General features: G+C 59.5%; 13 protein-coding genes. 10 read left to right on the top strand and 3 right to left on the bottom strand.

Annotation, left to right across the window (positions count from 1 at the left end; genetic code table 11):
* Nucleotides 1-113: 113 nt before the first annotated feature.
* Both I2D41_RS05155 and I2D41_RS05150 read right to left on the bottom strand, forming a co-directional pair.
* Entirely contained in the window at nt 114-1109 is a 996-nt protein-coding gene (locus tag I2D41_RS05155; RefSeq protein ID WP_195363761.1) for a glutamate ABC transporter substrate-binding protein, read from the bottom strand.
* A 456-nt stretch (nt 1110-1565) separates the two neighbouring features.
* Complete coding sequence (locus I2D41_RS05150; RefSeq protein ID WP_195363760.1) at nt 1566-3347, bottom strand: 1-deoxy-D-xylulose-5-phosphate synthase; 1782 nt, start codon at nt 3345-3347, stop codon at nt 1566-1568.
* A 228-nt stretch (nt 3348-3575) separates the two neighbouring features.
* Here I2D41_RS05150 and I2D41_RS05145 point away from each other — a divergent pair, with 228 nt between their 5' ends.
* From I2D41_RS05145 to I2D41_RS05105, 10 genes are all read left to right on the top strand, one after another.
* Nucleotides 3576-4133 (top strand): HD domain-containing protein, encoded by a 558-nt coding sequence (locus I2D41_RS05145; RefSeq protein ID WP_195363759.1) that lies wholly within the window; start codon nt 3576-3578, stop codon nt 4131-4133.
* Between the two features lie 3 nt (nt 4134-4136).
* Nucleotides 4137-5156, top strand: coding sequence for a putative ABC transporter permease (locus I2D41_RS05140; RefSeq protein ID WP_271741656.1), 1020 nt, complete (start codon nt 4137-4139; stop codon nt 5154-5156).
* Nucleotides 5157-5354: 198 nt separating this feature from the next.
* A complete protein-coding gene (locus I2D41_RS05135) occupies nt 5355-6632 on the top strand; it encodes an ammonium transporter (protein ID WP_195363758.1) in 1278 nt (425 codons plus the stop codon).
* A 214-nt stretch (nt 6633-6846) separates the two neighbouring features.
* Nucleotides 6847-7185 (top strand): P-II family nitrogen regulator, encoded by a 339-nt coding sequence (locus I2D41_RS05130; RefSeq protein ID WP_099432138.1) that lies wholly within the window; start codon nt 6847-6849, stop codon nt 7183-7185.
* Between the two features lie 74 nt (nt 7186-7259).
* Nucleotides 7260-7922, top strand: a complete 663-nt coding sequence (locus I2D41_RS05125; RefSeq protein ID WP_195363757.1) for a TetR/AcrR family transcriptional regulator — start codon at nt 7260-7262, stop codon at nt 7920-7922.
* Nucleotides 7923-8022: 100 nt separating this feature from the next.
* On the top strand, nt 8023-9285 hold the full coding sequence (locus tag I2D41_RS05120; RefSeq protein ID WP_195363756.1) for an MFS transporter: 1263 nt from the start codon (nt 8023-8025) through the stop codon (nt 9283-9285).
* A 115-nt stretch (nt 9286-9400) separates the two neighbouring features.
* Nucleotides 9401-10258, top strand: coding sequence for an HAD-IIB family hydrolase (locus I2D41_RS05115; RefSeq protein WP_195363755.1), 858 nt, complete (start codon nt 9401-9403; stop codon nt 10256-10258).
* Nucleotides 10259-10414: 156 nt separating this feature from the next.
* Nucleotides 10415-10540 carry a hypothetical protein gene (locus I2D41_RS10120; protein ID WP_260699404.1) on the top strand — a complete coding sequence of 42 codons (126 nt, stop codon included), beginning with the start codon at nt 10415-10417 and terminating at the stop codon, nt 10538-10540.
* A 275-nt stretch (nt 10541-10815) separates the two neighbouring features.
* Entirely contained in the window at nt 10816-11526 is a 711-nt protein-coding gene (locus tag I2D41_RS05110; protein WP_195363754.1) for a TetR/AcrR family transcriptional regulator, read from the top strand.
* A gap of 12 nt (nt 11527-11538) precedes the next feature.
* Nucleotides 11539-16320 (top strand): 2-hydroxyacyl-CoA dehydratase, encoded by a 4782-nt coding sequence (locus I2D41_RS05105; protein WP_195363753.1) that lies wholly within the window; start codon nt 11539-11541, stop codon nt 16318-16320.
* 345 nt (nt 16321-16665) lie between these two features.
* Here the strand turns inward: I2D41_RS05105 and I2D41_RS05100 are convergent, their stop codons facing one another.
* On the bottom strand, nt 16666-17622 hold the full coding sequence (locus tag I2D41_RS05100; protein WP_195363752.1) for a LysR family transcriptional regulator: 957 nt from the start codon (nt 17620-17622) through the stop codon (nt 16666-16668).
* Nucleotides 17623-17715 lie beyond the last annotated feature (93 nt).

The following is a 17715-nucleotide window of genomic DNA, read 5'->3' as shown; positions in this document are numbered from 1 at the left end:
GGGCTCCCGTGTGTACGGAAGCCCCGACAACTCAGTGAGGAAACAGTTTACCGCAATAAAGCGCATCATGCGTTTCCGTATGGTTTCGTTGCGGCCGTTACTAGGCTCGCCGCTTAGGCGCCGACCTCGGGCAGCTCGGGAACATTGGTGTCGCCCGTACGGTCGCCGATGCAGATCTGCCACAGCTCAGTCCAGGTGCCGTCGTCCTCGATCTTCTTAAGGAAGTCGTTGACGAAGGCGACGCCGTCGGAATCGAGCGGCAGGCCGATGCCGTAAGGCTCCTTGCTGCCGAAGGGCTTGCCGGCGATCTTGTACTTGCCGGGCTCGCGAACCAGGGCGCTCTGCTGCATGTTGTTATCGATGACGTAGGCATCAACGCGACCCTGCTGGAGTGCCTGGCGGGCCTCCTCGTCGGTCTTGAACTCCTGCTGGCTGGCCTTGGGGGCGAACTCCTCCAGGATGGCGGGGCCGTTGGAGCCGGACTGGACGGCGACGTTCTTGTCGGCCAGGTCGTCGACGCTCTTGATGCCGTCGTTATCGGCGAGCACCAGGATGGCCTGCTGCGTGTAGTAGTAGGGGCCGGCGAAGGAGACGAGCTTCTTGCGCTCGTCAGTGATGGTGTAGGTGGCAAAGACGGCGTCGACCTGGCCGTTCTGCAGGACAGACTCGCGCGTGTCCGAGGTCACCTGGGTGATCTCGACCTTGTTCTCGCCCAGAATGTAGTTGGACAGGAGCTGTGCGATACCGGCATCGAAGCCGCGGGTCTGACCGTCTTTCTCGTTGAGGAGGGAGAAGAGCGTGGAGGTCTGAACGCCACCGATCTTAAAGACGCCGGCGTCCTTGACGGCCGTGGCCCAGGCGCTGGCGGCGATGGCGTCGTCATCGGCCTTGGGACCGTTGTCGACGAGCTTGTCGAATGCCTTAGCGTCGAGCGTGGTGGAAGCCTCGGTATCATTGGAGCTCTTGGAGGAGCCGGCGGCGGAACCCTTGTCGGCCTCGGCGCTGGTGTCGGAGCAGCCGGCAAGACCAAGGCCGGCGACGGTTGCGAAGGTGGCGGCAACGAAGCCGCGGCGGTCGAGAACGACCTGCTGGGAGAGGTTCTTGCTCATGGGAGAACACCTTTCTCAATAAAATCCCTAGCGGTTGAGTAGAGTTATACCCTATCCCGCTCAAATGGGTCAACACGAAATAACTCAGAAACATACTTACCTTATGGGTTATTGCGTCTATCAAAAAGGACAGGCACCTTCGTGGTGGTTCTTGCAGATGTGGTGGCCTGTCTCGCTACTTTGTCTCAATCTGTAACATCTGCAGTCGCTTTTGCCGAGTAGTTGTTACAGATTGAGATTTTCTCTTCAGGGGAATTCGAATGTCTCAATCTGTAACATCTGGACGGCCAAAAGGTCTCTATCTGTTACAGATCGAGACAAAGGCCAGGGACTAAGACGTCTTGTCTCGATCTGTAACAGGTAGACGGGAATTCGGGCCCTAGATGTTACAGATTGAGATAATCGCGTCGCGAAAATAAAAACCTCCGCAGGGATGCTTCCCTTGCGGAGGTTTTCTTACTCGTTGAGTAGTCTCACGGCTTCGGCGGCCATGTTCTCGACCGTCATGCCGTTCTGAGCGAGCAGCTCGTTGGGGTCGTAGCGGTCGGGGAAGCCCTTGGCGATGCCAAAGGTGCGCGCGCGCACGGGCATGCAGGCCAGGTAGCACGCCACGCGCTCGCCCCAGCCGCCGTCCAAGATGCCGTCCTCGAGGGTGACGACGACGCGATGCTCGGCGGCAAGGCTGTCGAGGAGCTTGCGGTCGAGCTCGGTTGCAAAGCGCGTGTTGACGAGCGTGGCCTCGATGCCGTACTCGGCAGCCAAGCGGTTTGCCACGCGCTCGCCCAGCTCAAAGAAATCGCCGAGCGCGAGCACGGCAACGTCGCGGCCTTGACGCACCACGTTGTAGCGAACGGCGCTGTAGTCGGTGTCTTCGACGGGTGCCAGATCGGGGCGGCTTACCAGGCCAATGCCCGGTACGCGGATCGCCGCGGGATGCTCGCGGTGGTCGAGCGACCAGCTCAGCATGGACAGATATTCCTCCATGCAGGCCGGCGCCAAGTAGCGCATGTTGGGAAGACCGCCCAGCATGGAGATATCAAAGAACGAAAGGTGCGTCTCGGATGTGGTGCCAAAGATCGATGCGCCAAACACCAGGATGGTTGCGGGGGCGTCGTTGAGGCACAGGTCGTGCCACAGCTCGTCGTAGGCGCGCTGCAAAAACGTGCCGTACACACCAAAGACTGGCTTGGCGCCCGAGCGCGCAAGCGCGGTGGCAAAGGTGACGGCGTGCTCCTCGGCAATGCCCACGTCAACAAACTGTTTGCCGGCGGCAGCGCGAAGCTCGGGTGTAAAGCCCATGATGTAGGGCGTGGCGGCCGTGATGCCCACGACCTGCGGATCGCGCTCGATGGCGGCGCTGAGCGCCTCGCCCGTAATGTCGGCATAGGTGCGCGGCGCAGGCTCGCTTGGATGGCCCGGGCAGAGCTTGCGGCCGGTCGCCATGTCAAACGGACCCACGTGGTGCCAGCGCTCGGGGTCGCTCTGGGCCGGCTCAAAGCCCTTGCCCTTGGAGGTGGAGACGTGCAGTACGATGGGATGATCGATATTGCGCATTTCCTGCAGCGCGTCGACGAGGGCTAACACATCGTTACCGGCGTCCAGGTAGCGGTAGTCGAGCCCCATCGCGCGGAAAACGTTGCGCTCGCAGGTGCCGTTGCTGGCGCGCAGCTCGGCCAGATTGCGATACAGGCCACCGTGGTTTTCGGCGATGGACTGGTCGTTGTCATTGACGATGATGATCAGGTTGCTATCGAGCTCGGCGGCATTGTTGAAGCCCTCAAACGCCAAGCCGCCCGAAAGCGAGCCGTCGCCAATGATGGCGATGACGTTGTATGCATCGCCCGCCAGGTCACGAGCGTGCGCCAGGCCGCAGCCCAGGCTCACCGAGGTCGAGGTGTGCCCCATGGCAAACAGGTCATGCTCGGACTCGTCGGGATTGGCAAAGCCAGAAGCCTCACCATAACGCTCCGGATCGATATAAGTGTACGCGCGCCCCGTCAGCGCCTTGTGGGCGTAGGTCTGGTGCGAAACGTCAAAGACAATCTTGTCGATGGGGGAGTTAAACACGCGATGAAGCGCAACCGTAAGCTCAACGACGCCCAAGTTGGGAGCAACGTGCCCGCCGACGGCGGCGGAGCTTTCGAGGATGGCGTGGCGAATCTCGTCGCAGAGCTGCGGGAGCTCGGCACGATTAAGAGCCTTGACGTCCTCGGGCGTTGTCGTTTGCGTAAGCAGCATCGTTGTGGGTTACTCCATGCGAATCGAGCGTCGGCGCTCCCTCGGCCGACACAATTGCACAAGACAGTCTCGCACATTTTGGCGTTTGATATGTGACGGCGGCGCGGTAATTCGCCAACTGGTGGGGCAAAACGTTTTGTCCGATGCCATACTGATATGTTCCATGATGTTTTTATCGATTGTGCACAGGCCGTGGCTTGCCGCCGTGAGCCGCTGGAAGGAGGCAGCATGTCCGATGTCGTTCGTGCCGAGAACATCGCACGCGAAGTAGACCATGCTGCCCGTCAACTGGCGCAGGCGGGCCGTCTGGACCTGACGCGCGAGTTTATCCAGCACGGCGATGTGACGGTGTATGCGCATGTGACTTCGGTAGCGCGCGCGAGCCTGTCCTTTGCCGAGCGCCTGGGCCGCGTCGGTGTCTCGGTCGACCGCGCCTCGTTGCTGCGCGGAGCTCTGTTACACGATTACTTTCTCTATGACTGGCACGATCCCGACCCAAGCCATCGGCTGCATGGCTTTCGCCACCCGTTTTTTGCCTTGGCGCGTGCGGAGGAAGATTTTGAGCTGACGCCGCGCGAGCGGAATATTATCGTACGGCATATGTTTCCGCTGGTACCGGTGCCGCCGACGTGTCGTGAGGCATGGATTGTGTGCCTGGCGGATAAATGGTGCGCACTGCGCGAGACGATTGCCGGCCGTCTGCCGCGCAAAGGCGGCGCGAACGATTTGAACGAGGGCCCGAGTGACGGCTCGAGCAAAGAATCGAACGAAAAGAGGAGTGAGTAGACGGTGGGAACCGCGATCGACATGGCATTTGGCGGCGCGACGCTTGCCGCCTGCCCACTCTCGGCGCTGGTGCTCTCGTTTGCCTTTTACGGGTTTTGCGGCTGGGCATGGGAGTCGACAGTCTGCGCCATGCTTAATCACGGACGATTTGCCAACAGCGGCTTTTTGCTGGGGCCGTGCTGCCCAATCTATGGCGCGGGCGGCATTGCCTGCTGGCTGCTGTTGCGCGGGATTCCGGATGCCTCGAGCCAGTTTGTCGCTGCCGCGCTCGTATGCAGCGTGATCGAATATAGCGTGGGCGTGCTGTTGGAAAAAACGACGGGTGCCCGGTTTTGGGATTACTCGCATCTGCCGTTTAACCTGCACGGACGCATCTGCCTGTACTGGGCCTGCGCGTTTGGCTTGGGTGCGTTGTGTATTTGCCGTTTAGTGGAGCCGGCATTGCTGGGGCTGCTTGGCCATCTGCCGGTGCTGATTGTGCGGCTGTCCGCCTTTATCGTCGCGGTCGCGATGATGGTCGATGCGGTGTGCTCGTTGGCCAGCTGGCGCCGCCTGTCCGATCAGCTTGAGCGTGTGCGTGCCGACCTTGCCGACCGCATCAATGAGTCGCTTGCCGACGCCTCCGACTCTATGCTCGAACGTATTCCCGATTCGGCGATTGACTCGGTGGCGCAGACGCATATCCGCGGTCGCGCCGTTAACGCTTGGCTGGCCGAGCTGGGCGACGCGGCGCTCGATGCCCTGCGCGAGAAGGCTTCGATGCCGACGTTTATCTCGGATGGTGCTCGCGGCCTGGCGCTCGCTGCCCGCCGCGTGGCCGATGCCGCGCCGAGCGTGCCCCGTCCGTCGCTCACCCGTCTCCGTACCGGCAAGCGCATGAGCCGTCCGGTGCCGAGTGTGTCGCTCAGCCGTCGTGACCTGCGCTTCTTTAACGCCTTCCCGCGTCTGCGCATCAATCGCTACGAGGGCGTCATCCGAGCTACCGACCTCCGCGACCGAGCCCGCGAGCTGTTCCGCCGCTAGCCAGAACGGAGCCAAGCGCGCCCTTCTCGTTCGCACGTTTCCCGTTCGTTTCGCGCCCGTTGCCGTGCCGTTTCCAAGATTGCGGCACCGTTTCCATTCGACAACGCAGCGTTTAACAACGCCGTATCTGGTCTACACCAGTTGGCCCTCGGCCGCATCATGAGCGCCGACAACGTTCATGCGACCAAGGGGGAGCGAATGTACGATACGGGATCGACAACGTTTATGCTCATCTGCACCATGCTCGTGTTTTTAATGACACCGGGTCTGGCGTTTTTCTATGGCGGCCTGTCCAGGCGCAAAAATGTCATCAACACCATGCTTATGTGCTTTGGCGCCATTGGCCTGGTTGGTGTACTGTGGATTGTTGCTGGCTGGTCGCTGGCCTACGGCGGCGACGGTTCCAGCCCGTTTATTGGAGGCCTTGACCAGTTGCTGTGCCTACCGGTGCTCAACCAGGTGCTGCAGGCGGCCGAGGGCAATGCCACGGACGGTGCCGTCTATCCTCAGATCATCAACATCGCCTTCCAGATGGCGTTTGCCATGATCACCGCCGCTATCGTCACGGGCAGCCTGGCAGGTCGCGTTAAGTTTGGTGTCATGACGGCTTTCCTGGGCATTTGGCTGCTCGTGGTTTACGCGCCGCTCGCCCACATGGTTTGGGGCGGCGATGGCTCCTTTATCGGCGACATCATCGGAGCGCTCGACTTTGCCGGCGGCGACGTGGTGCACATTTCGTCCGGTCTTACGGGCCTGATTCTCTGCTTAATGCTCGGCCGTCGTCGCGGCTTTGGCATGGTGAGCTATCGTCCGCATAACGTGCCGTTTGTAGCACTGGGCGCCGGCCTGCTTTGGTTTGGCTGGTTTGGATTTAACGGCGGCAGCGAGTTTAAGGCCGACGCCGTGGCGGCGCTCGCCATCCTCAACACCGTGACGGCCAGCGCGGCGGGCATGGTCTCGTGGCTTGCCGTCGAGCGCGTGCACACCGGTCGTCCCACGCTGGTGGGCGCCAGCACCGGTCTGGTTGCGGGCCTTGTGGTGGTCACGCCGGGCGCGGGCTTTGTCGAGCCGTGGGCGGCGCTGGTCATGGGCCTGATCGTCTCTCCCGTCTGTTACCTGGCCATCAGCCATCTCAAGACCAAGTTCGGCTACGACGATGCGCTCGACGCGTTTGGCTGCCATGGTATCGGCGGCATCTTGGGCGGCGTGCTCACGGGCCTGTTCTGCGTGCCGGAGCTTTCGTGGACCGGTAAGGGCGGCCTGTTCTACACGGGTGATATGTCGCTGCTCATCTCGCAAATCCTGGGCATTGTGGTGACGGTCGCTATTGTGCTGGTGCTCGACTTGGTGATTGCCGCGGTGGTCAAGGCGCTGTTCCGCGGCAGCCTGCGCGTGGACGAGGCCGATGAGGCGCTGGGCTTGGATGCCAGTCAGCACGGCGAGAGCGCCTACCCTTCGTTCTCCGGACTCGATTAGCAGCTTCCCCAAGCACCGCACCTCGGCCTTCAATCGTCGTTTGCGTACCTTAAGTACGCGGCACTCCTCTTTCAGGCCGATCTGCGGCACTTGGGAAACCTGCTAAGACCTGTTAGTTGCACTTATCTGATCTACAAGGTTGGTCTGTGGCACCTGGAAAACCCGTGCCATGTGAAGGACAATCAATTTCTTTTATTAAAGAGAGGAATTCATTATGAAAAAGATCACGGCTATCGTGCGCCAGGAGAAGCTTGAGGTTCTCAAAGATGCGCTGTTTGCTGCTGATGTTCGCGGCATGACTATCAACCAGGTGCAGGGCTGTGGCGCACAGCATGGCTGGAAGGAATACGTGCGCGGCAACGAACTGCTCGTCAATACCATCCCCAAGGTGCAGTTCACCCTCATCTGCGCTGATGAGCACGTTGACGGAATTGTCGACATCATCTGCAATGCCGCCCGCACCGGTGCCGTTGGAGACGGCAAGATTTGGGTCGAGCCGGTCGAAGAAGTCATCCGTATTCGCACCGGCGAACACGGCCCGGCCGCGGTGTAGAATCGACCGTCTGCCATCCGCAACGTTAAAATGCTGCAATGAGGCACAAGACTTGCGTTGCGGATGGGCGGATTATGGGTCGCAATAAATATCCCGAGGAGACGGTCGCGAAGATTCTCGACGCGGCACTGGAGCTATTCTGCGCACAGGGTTATGAGGGGACGAGTATTCAAGATATCGTTGACCGTCTCGACGGCATGACCAAGGGCGCTGTCTATCATCACTTCAAGAGCAAAGAAGAGATTTTCAACGCCGCGTTTGATCGGGCGATGACTCCGATTGTTGAGCACCGCCGCTCGATGCTTGGCGTCGGTAATATGACCGGAGCCCAAAAGCTCAGGCGGCTGTACGCGCCCGAGTCCGTTGTTCCGCAAATTGAGCTATGGGCACGCATGCATCCTGCGGCGGATCCGGTAAAAAGCTCGCGTCTACTGGCGATGCAGTACCAGGGCTCGTTTGACGAGTCAGCCGAGGGCTGTCTCTTGCCAGTGATCGAGGAGGGCATCGCCGACGGCTCCATTGCGTGCGAATGCCCGCGCGAAGCGGCGGAGGCCGTATCGTTGCTGGCGAATCTCTGGCTGCTGCCGCTGTTCCGTCCGCTCGAGCCCAAGGAGCGAATGCTCGCTCGTGCACAATGTCTGGCGCAGATGGCCGCTGCGGTGGGACTCGATTTGGGCGAGGAAGTGCTCCAGACAACGGCACGGATTTGGGACGTATGGGACCGCGCTGGGTGGTAATATAGATACCAACGGTATGTAATTGATTTGTGAGGGTAGCCACGGCTGCCCTTTTCAAGTCATTAAATACATACTAGTGGTATGTATAGGGGGTGGGCTTATGGCTGGGCTGAGAGACGTCGGCGTCTCGTTGAAATCAAAAACAGTGCGGTCAATCAGGCTCGCGGAACTTCTGGTTGCGCAGCTGTGCACGTATTCGATGCTGTCGGCGCTGTGCTTTGCGTATCCGCTTTACTTGTTCGATTGCAGCAGATCGTCAACGTTATATGGCGCCGCCGTGGCGATAGCGTTCATACCCGGCGTACTCGCAACTCCGATTGGCGGAATCTTGGCGGATAGGGGAAGACATCGCGAGGCCCTCGTGGCCCTCGGCATTGCTCTGATGACTGCATCACTGCTGTCTATCCCCATGAAGCACTCATTGCCTCTTGCGGTCGTCGTAGTAGCGATACTTTGTGTTCAATATGGCGCTCAATCGCTGCTAAAGCCAATACTCCAAATGGAGACGGTGCGCATGGCGGGTGAAAAGAAGGTTGAGCGGGCCACTGCATTGGTTTCGCAGGTGACCATGGTGAGCAATATCTTGGGTCCTGTGGTCGGGACGGCAGTCTATGGGTGCTTTGGCATCGATGCTCTTTGCACAATCGCGTCGGTAACGTTTGCGATTTCAGCTCTGTTGTTTGGTGGCGTACTCAAGCAAAATGCCTCATCTGAAACGATGGGAGACGGCGCGACTCGTACGACATGCCGAAACGATTTTCGGGAGTCGATTCGGTATCTGTTGCAAAATGCATCATTGGTCGCTGTGATTTTGCTTGCGACAGTTTTGAACCTTGCGTTGGTTGGGCTAACGATTGGCGCTCCCATTATTGTTACAAAGCATCTCGGCATGCAATCGTCCTGCGTTGGGATAGTTGAGGTTGCTCTGGGCCTGGGTGGTCTTATCGGCAGTGGCTTGGTCGGCATTTGGCCGCATCGCTTTTCTCTCAATGGCATATGTCGATATGTTGCGATGATCTGTTTTGGAGTCGCACCGATTATTGTCGCGCAACTGTTCGGCGCAGATGCATGCGTGTTCACCGTGTTTGCGGTTGGTTCGGCATGGATCATGGTGTGGGCAAGCATTGCGTCGGTTGAAATCATCGCGTTTGTTCAGCGGGTAGCGCCGACTGAGCTCTGCGGAAAAGTGCTTTCGGTCGTTTACATGGTCCTTTCCTGCGCAACACCTATCGGCCAATTGACGTACGGGGTTGCATATGATCGATGGGCACCGGTGATTGTATTCGCAGCTATGTTGGCGGTGCTGACGTTGACGACGGCGCTGTTTCATCGGCTGAAAAATCGCTTGCGGCGATTGTCTTAACGCGCTGGGGCACCGTGAATTTGCGGAGGCAGTGGCCCGCCACGCCAGGACGGCATTGTTTGGGCATGCCTCTCTTTCGTCTACAATATCGTGCAGACGAAGGAGAGGCATGCCCATGATCAAGATGTTTGCGAGTGACTTAGACGGAACGCTGCTGAACGCCCTGCATGAGGCGGATGGGACCATCCGCCGTGCCATTCGCGAGCTGACCGAGGCTGGCCTGCATGTGGTTCCCGCGACCGGACGCTCGACGCTGCCGGTCGGCGAGCATGGCTTTACGGGCCTGGCGCTTGACGCCTGCTGCTCTAACGGCTCCATCGTGCGCGACAGTCATGGCGAGGTGCTCAAAACCTGGACCATCGACCCGCAGGTTACCGAGGAGCTGCTCAAGGCGTTCCCGGACATTTGCTTCGACTGCTCCACGCCCGACGGCATGTTCTCGAGCGGTTCGTTCGAGATGCACCAGGCGGGCTTTAAAAAGGACAGCCCCATCAAGCGTATTGTGATGCGCGGCATGCGTGCACGTGGCGGGTATCACGAGGAGCAGTATTTCGATCAGTCGATCGGCGACATCCTGCGTCACGATGTATGCAAGATTAACTGTCGCGTGACCTCGCCCGAGCTGGAGCGCGACCTTAAGGCGTATTTGGCCGAGCGATCGGACCGCGTGGTCAACGCGCCGTTCGATCCGGTGATGTTCGAGATCACGGACGTGGCGTGCAACAAGGGCGAGAGCGTGGCCTGGCTGGCGGGCTACTACGGCATTGCCGAGGATGAGGTCGCGGTTTACGGAGACGGCGGCAACGACATCGCCATGCTCAAACGCTTCCGCCACAGCTACGCGACCAAAAACGCAAGCGATGCCGCCAAGGCCGCCGCGAGCGCAACTATCGGCAGTTGCATGGTCCACGCCGTCCCCAAACACATGCTCGCCACCATGCGCAAGCAAAACTCTCGCACCGTCATCGAATAATGTGACAAAGGGACAGCCCCTTTGTCACAGGTGACGCTGGTCTCTTGAAATACGAACAAACATTCGCATATCTAACTGCGCTTTGATAGAATTGATACTGTTGGCGGCAGTTCCATGTGCCGGGCAACGCCCTCCATCTGATGGGAGGTGATGCCCATGACCGATCTGATTGATTTCGTGAGACTTCTGACCGCTTTGGTCTCGTTCTCCACGGCACTCGTCGGGCTTTCCGAGGCACTCAAGCAACGTTCGAAGCAACGTAAAAGGGGTCGCCGCCGCTAAGGCGTTGACCCCTTAATCCAAGCAACGGCGCTGCCCAGCTTTCCAGAACTTGGGCTGCCGTCGACACTATTCTACCCACGAATGATATTTTGAACAATCGGCAATGCTGCTCCAAAAGCCAGGCACAACTGGCACAACCTAGGCGGTCGCTGAATATGGCAAAGAAACTGTCCCTTTAACACATCCAAAATATTGCCTTTACGTGTTGATGCACACGGTGTGCAATAATACTCGCACTGTGCAATAGCGCACAGGCTGAGTAACAAGGAGGACGCTTGTCCCAGCTCGAGAAATGCGATCGCCGGTCCCTTCGCTCGCAGCGTGCCCTTCGCCAGGCACTTGCCAGCGAGCTTGCCGAAAGCGGCGACCTTTCGCGCATTAATGTCGCGTCGCTCACCGAGCGCGCTGGCCTTACGCGCCGCACGTTCTATTCGCATTACCGCGATATCCCCGACTTTATCAATCAAATCGAGGACGGCTTACTGGCCGAGATCCGTGAGCGCATTGAGCTCATCACCGCAGCTCAGCTGCCCGATCTCTATCACAACATCGATGAGCTCGAGCCGGCGCCTGGTTCGGTTGAGTTGCTGCGCTACCTTGCGGCCAACCGCGACTTAATCGGTGCGCTGCTGGGTCCGGGCGGCGACCAGGCCTTCATTAAGCGGATCATCGACACCGCGCGTGAGGCTGTGGTGCCGCGTGCGCAGACGGGCATTTTGGGCCTGGCGCTGGGCACGTTCTTTGACTACTACGTCACCTACGTCGTGAGTGCCGAGGTCGGCATGATTCAGCGCTGGTTTGAGCGTGGGCTCACCGAATCGCCCGAGGCCATGGCGCGTATTATGACGGTTATCGCTTTTGTGCGTCCCGGCGACTTATATGGCCAACCCATCGATATCAACGTGCCGGAATACGGCTTGAAGCTATTGAACCTGCAGCTCGAGGATGCGGCCGACACCGTCGCAACCGTCGAGTCCAACAACTAAGAGGAGAGACAGATGAGCAAACTCGTCGAGGGCATCAAGGACCGCATGGTCGCTGCCGCACGCGAGGCCGCGCCCGCCGTGGTGGACGCCGCGCAGAAGGCCGCGACCGCGGCTGCCGAGAAAGTTGCCGAGGCGGTTGCCGAGGCCAAGAATGCGGCAGGGGAGACGTCCGTCGCTAGCGAGCCCGTCACTGCCGCTGAGCCCGTAGCCGCCGCCCACGCCCCCGAAGGCGCAATTTTCAACCCCGAGAACGCTCGCGGCAACCTGCACCTGGGCATTGACGTGGGCTCCACCACCGTCAAGCTCGCCGTGCTCAACGACGATAACCAGATCGTCTACGCCAAGTACCAGCGTCACCACACCGACGTCCGCGCTTGCGCCCGCGACTTGTTCGAGGGCGCTGCGACCGTGCTGCCGACGGCCCAGATGACCTGCGCCATTACCGGCTCGGGCGGCCTGCTGCTGTCCCAGTGGCTCGACCTGGAGTTTGTCCAGGAGGTCATCGCCAGCAAGCGTGCCGTCGAGACCCTCATCCCGGCCACCGATGTTGCCATCGAGCTGGGCGGCGAGGACGCCAAAATCATCTACTTCGACAACGGCATCGAGCAGCGCATGAACGGCACCTGCGCCGGCGGCACGGGCGCGTTCATCGACCAGATGGCCACTCTGCTGCACACCGACGCTAGCGGCCTTAACGAACTCGCGGCCAACGCCACCACCATCTATCCCATCGCCAGCCGCTGCGGCGTTTTTGCCAAGACCGACGTCCAGCCGCTGCTCAACGAGGGCGCCCGCCCCGAGGACGTGGCCGCCTCCATCTTCCAGGCTGTCGTGACCCAGACCATCTCGGGCCTGGCGTGCGGCCGTCCCATCCGCGGCAACGTCGCCTTCCTGGGCGGCCCGCTGCAGTATCTCTCCGAGCTGCGCCACCGCTTCTACCTCACGCTCAGCCTGGACGAGGAGCACCGTATCGTGCCCCAAAACGCTCACCTGTTTGTGGCGAGCGGCGCCGCCATGGCGCACGAGTCCAACAAGCTCAGCACGTTCCCGCAGCTCATCGATGCCATCGACAGCCTGGGCGACACGCAGGGCGCCGAGGTCGAGCGCCTGGATCCGCTCTTTGCCACCGATGAGGACTTTGCTGAGTTCAAGAACCGCCACGACACCGAGGTCGTCCCCAAGGGCAAGCTCGACGGCTACACCGGCCGCGTGTTCATCGGCATCGACGCCGGTTCCACGACCATGAAGGCCGCGCTCGTGGGCGAGGACGGCCAGCTGTTGCACACCTGGTACGGCAACAACAACGGCGACATCCTGGGCACGGCCAAGGTCATCATGGCCGATTTCTACAACCATATCCCCGCCGGCTGCACCATCGGCCACGTGACCACCACGGGCTACGGCGAGGCGCTGCTCATTGAGGCCCTCAAGGCCGATTCCGGCGAGATCGAGACTGTCGCGCACCTGCGCGGCGCCAAGGCGTTCCTGCCCGGCGTCGAGTTCATTTTGGACATCGGCGGCCAGGACATGAAGTGCCTGCGCGTCAAGGACGGCGTCATCGAGCACATCATGCTCAACGAGGCCTGCTCGTCGGGTTGCGGTAGCTTTATCGAGAGCTTCGCCGTCTCTATGAACATGGACGTGCGCGCGTTCGCCAACGCTGCCATCCATGCCAAGGCCCCCGTCGACCTGGGCAGCCGCTGCACGGTCTTTATGAACTCGCGCGTCAAGCAGGCGCAAAAGGAAGGCGCCACGGTGGGCGACATCGCGGCCGGCCTGTCCTATTCCGTCATCAAGAATGCCCTGTTCAAGGTCATTAAGCTGCGCGATCCCAAGGAGATCGGCAGCCAGGTAATCGTCCAGGGCGGCACCTTTATGTCCGATGCCACGCTGCGCGCGTTTGAGCAGCTCACCGGCGTTCATGCCGTGCGTCCCGACATCGCCGGCTGCATGGGCGCCTACGGTGCGGCTCTGCTCGCCCGCGATCGCGCCGGCGCCGACGGCACCTCGACCATTCTTTCGGCTGAGGACATCGCGCGCCTCACCGTGACGCAAAAGCATGTCCGCTGCGGCCGTTGCTCCAACAACTGCCAGCTTACCGTCAACGACTTTGGCGGTGGCAGGCGCTTCATTACCGGCAACCGCTGCGAGAAGGGCGCCGGCCACAAAAAGCAGAAGACCGAGGCCCCCAACCTCTTCAAAAAGAAAAACGAGCTGCTCTTTAACCGCGAGGTCCTGAGCCCCGACGAGGCCCCGCGCGGCACCGTCGGCATCCCGCGCGCGCTCAACATGTACGAGAACTACCCCTTCTGGCACGCGTTCTTTACGCGCCTGGGCTTTAGCGTGCAGCTGTCCGACCAGTCGAGCAAGAAGACCTACCAGGCGGGCATCGAGTCCATGCCGTCCGAGAGCGTGTGCTACCCGGCAAAGATGAGCCACGGCCATGTGATGAACCTTATCGACCGTGACGTCGACTTTATCTGGATGCCGTGCGTGCGTTGGGAGCGCAAGGAGGATCCGACGGCTGGCAACTGCTATAACTGCCCCATCGTCATGAGCTACCCCACGGCGTTGGCGCTCAATATTGACGAGATCCGCGAGCAGAACATCGAGTTCCTGTACCCGTTTGTGCCCTATCACGATAAGACCGAGCTCAAGCGCCGTCTGTACCAGGTGCTCGCCGTCGACCGTGTGGCCGATGCTGAGGCCGGTCGCGGTCGCGTGCGTGGACCCAAGATCACGCGCTCCGAGGTCGATGCCGCCGTCAACGCTGCCTTTGAGGCCGATGCGCGTTTCCACGAGGACATCCAGACTATGGGCGAGGAGGCTCTTAAGTGGGTCGAGGACCACGGCGGTCACGGCATCGTGCTCGCCGGTCGTCCCTACCATAACGACCCCGAGATCAACCATGCCCTGCCCGAGCTTATCTCGAGCTTTGGCTTTGCGGTCTTTACCGAGGATTCGCTCGCGCATCTGGTAAAGCCCGAGCGTCCGATTCGCGTCGTCGACCAGTGGATGTACCACAGCCGCCTGTACGCCGTCGCCCGCTTTGTGACGATGCGCAACGACCTGGACCTGATCCAGCTCAATTCCTTCGGCTGCGGTCTCGATGCCCTGACCACCGATCAGGTGCAGGAAATCCTGGAGGCCAGTGGCAAGATCTACACCGTGCTCAAGATCGACGAGGTGTCCAACCTGGGTGCTGCGCGCATCCGCATCCGCTCGCTCATGGCGGCGCTTAAAGACCAGGAGGCCGAGCGCCTGGCCGAGGCCACGGCCGCGGGCGAGGCATACGAGCAGGGCGATGCCGCGCCGGTGGCGCCCTCCACGGATGCCCCCGCGTTCGCGAGCCGCAAGTACACGTTTGAGGCTCAGCGCGAGAGTGCTTCGACCGCGTGGCCCAAGGTGCCCTTTACCGAGCAGATGCGCGACGAGGGCTACACCATTCTGTGCCCGCAGATGGCGCCGATCCACTTTGACCTGGTCAAAGAGGTGTTCCGTGGTGCTGGCTACAACTTGGAGCTGCTGCCCTCGACCGATCACGACGCCGTCGAGGCCGGCCTGCGCTATGTGAACAATGACATTTGCTATCCGTCCATTTTGGTGACCGGCCAGATTATGGAGGCCATCGAGAGCGGTCGGTACGACCTGTCCAAGACGGCCGTGGTTATCAGCCAGACCGGCGGCGGCTGCCGTGCCACCAACTACATCGCACTCATCCGCAAGGCCCTGCGCGAGAGCGGCCACCCCGAGATCCCGGTGATCTCGCTTTCGGCCGTGGCGCTCGGTGAGGACAACCCCGGCTTTAAGATTACGCCGGCACTGCTTAAGCAGGCAGTCTACGCAGTGCTCTTTGGTGACGTCATGATGCAGATGCTCTATCGTTGCCGCCCGTACGAGGCCACGCCCGGTGCCGCCAACGCACTCTACGAGGAGTACATGGCGCGCGCCCGCAAGCTGGCGCCTAAGTTCAACAGGCACAACTACACCAAGTTGTGCCGCGAGGCCATCCGCGCGTTCGACACCATGCCGCTTGTGGGCGAGGGTACCAAGCCGCGCGTGGGCGTGGTTGGCGAGATCCTGGTCAAGTTCCATCCCACGGCCAACAACCACGTGGTCGATGTCATTGAGCGCGAGGGCTGCGAGGCCGTGGTACCGGGCCTGCTCGACTTCTTCCTGTACTCCATGAGCAACGCCGAGCTTCAAAAAGACGAGCTGGGAAGCTCTGCCACGGCGCGCGCTAGCATGCAGGCGCTCATTAAGCTGGTGGACTGGATGCGCACGCCGGTGGAGGAGATGCTCGAAAAGTCCCGCCGCTTCGAGGCGCCCGAGCGCATTGGCACCATGGCGGACAAGGCTCGTACGGTGCTTTCGGTGTGCAACAACATGGGCGAAGGCTGGCTGCTCACGGCCGAGATGCTCGACCTGATCGACCACGGTGCGCCCAACATCATCTGCACGCAGCCCTTCGCGTGCCTGCCCAACCACGTAGTGGGTAAGGCCGTGATCAAGGAGCTGCGCCGCCAGCATCCCGAGAGCAACATCGTCGCGGTGGACTACGACCCCGGCGCGTCCGAGGTCAATCAGCTCAACCGCATTAAGCTCATGATCAGCGTGGCCAAGGAAAACATGCGCGCCGGCAAGGGTTTTAAGCTCGAGAAGGTGGCGCCGCTCGCGATGGACGAGGTCACCGGCCAGATGCGTGCCCACGATGGCTGCGTGAGCTGCGGCTCGGTCGACGAGAGTGCCGTGGCGTCGGTCGCTGAGCGCCTGGGACGCGGCATTAAGAAGTAACTAAATTATTCCGACGCTAACAGCGGCTTGCCGAAATAACGTGTGAGGCGCGGTGGCGGCCATCTGGCTGTCGCCGCGCCATCTTTCTCTGGCTTGGTCTGGGGCGGTGCTGACAATGAATGGTGCGGTCAGTGCTCGGCTCAACCCGCTGAGAAGGGGGCTGAGCCATTTATTTCGGAAGTGGGGCACAGGCTTGCGGGTGGTGAGTGGGTCACTGATTTGGCAAGAGTCTGTCAGGCCCTCGTTGTTTTCTCTCGGAATACTTCAAAAAACACGGGCTGACCCACGCTTCTGTTCTGGCGGAATACGTTGCTGTTTTGCATGGAATTAGCATGCCCGTCATATTCAGCTGGAAAGGTCTCCTCTTTCAGCGCTTTTTAAACATCGAGAGAGCTGGCGTGCCTCAAGTTGAATGCAGCTTATCGCGTGATGAGTCTGCGCTTGGGTATCGTTTGAATTTGAAACGCAGTAAAAAGGGATTGATATTCTGTCTTGTTCGCCTAGGCAAACGATTTTTGCTGGATAGCCTATCCTGAATTGAGACGCTTGTGAGGCTATGGTCAGAATAATCCCATGCTTATGAATCAGAAAATCGGACAAATTTTGCTGGTCTGCTAAGTTAATATTCTCGTAGGAAGGGGAAAGGCCCAGATGGTTAAATGCTGAGTTTATTCTCTTTCGACAATATCGAATGTCACAGGTGTTTGCAATTGGATATCGAGCCACCGCGTTTAGATTTGCCGTTGCGCGACTAGCTAATGGGTGACTGCTTTCAACTAAGAGGTTGACTTCGGCATTCAATAAAAAATGTGATTCAAAAAGATTGGTGTCTACTTGTCCAGCGACAATTGCAATGTCGATTTGTCTGTCAAGTAGAAGGGATAAACACGTTCCGCCGTCGTCATATCTGGAAACAGTAAACTTACCGCCCTTATACTTTTTCGAAAGCCTGTTCAGTGTGGGCTGGTTGAACCAGCTTGCGAGTATTGGTGCTAGTCCGACTGCAACGCGTGTCAAACGTGTCTGGGTTATTTTTATCTTTTCACGCATGATTTGCGCATACGCTTGAATTCCCTCAACTGAAGCTAGTACATCTAATGCTATAGGAAGGATTTCCTCTCCATAGTTTGTTAGATGTAGAATACTGCCTCTTTTTTCGAACAGCCTCAGACCAAGTTCAGATTCCAATGCTCGAATGCCTTTTGAAACAGCTTGCGGCGAAACGCTTAATATAGTTGCTGCATCCGAGTAATTCTGATAATCAAATACCTTTATGAAATACTGCAGCTGAACAACATTCACCAGAATTTCCTTAGGTTGAATTTTTAATCAGTCTAAGTGTAAATTAAATAATGTTAAACAAGGCAAACAAATTGTTTCATCTAGTACAAAAAG

This window comes from Collinsella aerofaciens, from assembly GCF_015552075.1.
Lineage (GTDB): Bacteria > Actinomycetota > Coriobacteriia > Coriobacteriales > Coriobacteriaceae > Collinsella > Collinsella aerofaciens_Y.
This window is presented reverse-complemented; position numbering and strand designations above follow the sequence as displayed.

Excerpts from the sequence above, each read along its gene's own strand:
- I2D41_RS05155 (WP_195363761.1), bottom strand. The coding sequence starts at position 1,109 with ATGAGCAAGAACCTCTCCCAGCAGGTCGTTCTCGACCGCCGCGGCTTC.
- I2D41_RS05135 (WP_195363758.1), top strand. The coding sequence starts at position 5,355 with ATGTACGATACGGGATCGACAACGTTTATGCTCATCTGCACCATGCTC.
- I2D41_RS05120 (WP_195363756.1), top strand. The coding sequence starts at position 8,023 with ATGGCTGGGCTGAGAGACGTCGGCGTCTCGTTGAAATCAAAAACAGTG.
- I2D41_RS05105 (WP_195363753.1), top strand. The coding sequence starts at position 11,539 with ATGAGCAAACTCGTCGAGGGCATCAAGGACCGCATGGTCGCTGCCGCA.
- I2D41_RS05115 (WP_195363755.1), top strand. The coding sequence starts at position 9,401 with ATGATCAAGATGTTTGCGAGTGACTTAGACGGAACGCTGCTGAACGCC.
- I2D41_RS05150 (WP_195363760.1), bottom strand. The coding sequence starts at position 3,347 with ATGCTGCTTACGCAAACGACAACGCCCGAGGACGTCAAGGCTCTTAAT.
- I2D41_RS05125 (WP_195363757.1), top strand. The coding sequence starts at position 7,260 with ATGGGTCGCAATAAATATCCCGAGGAGACGGTCGCGAAGATTCTCGAC.
- I2D41_RS05145 (WP_195363759.1), top strand. The coding sequence starts at position 3,576 with ATGTCCGATGTCGTTCGTGCCGAGAACATCGCACGCGAAGTAGACCAT.
- I2D41_RS05130 (WP_099432138.1), top strand. The coding sequence starts at position 6,847 with ATGAAAAAGATCACGGCTATCGTGCGCCAGGAGAAGCTTGAGGTTCTC.
- I2D41_RS10120 (WP_260699404.1), top strand. The coding sequence starts at position 10,415 with ATGACCGATCTGATTGATTTCGTGAGACTTCTGACCGCTTTGGTCTCG.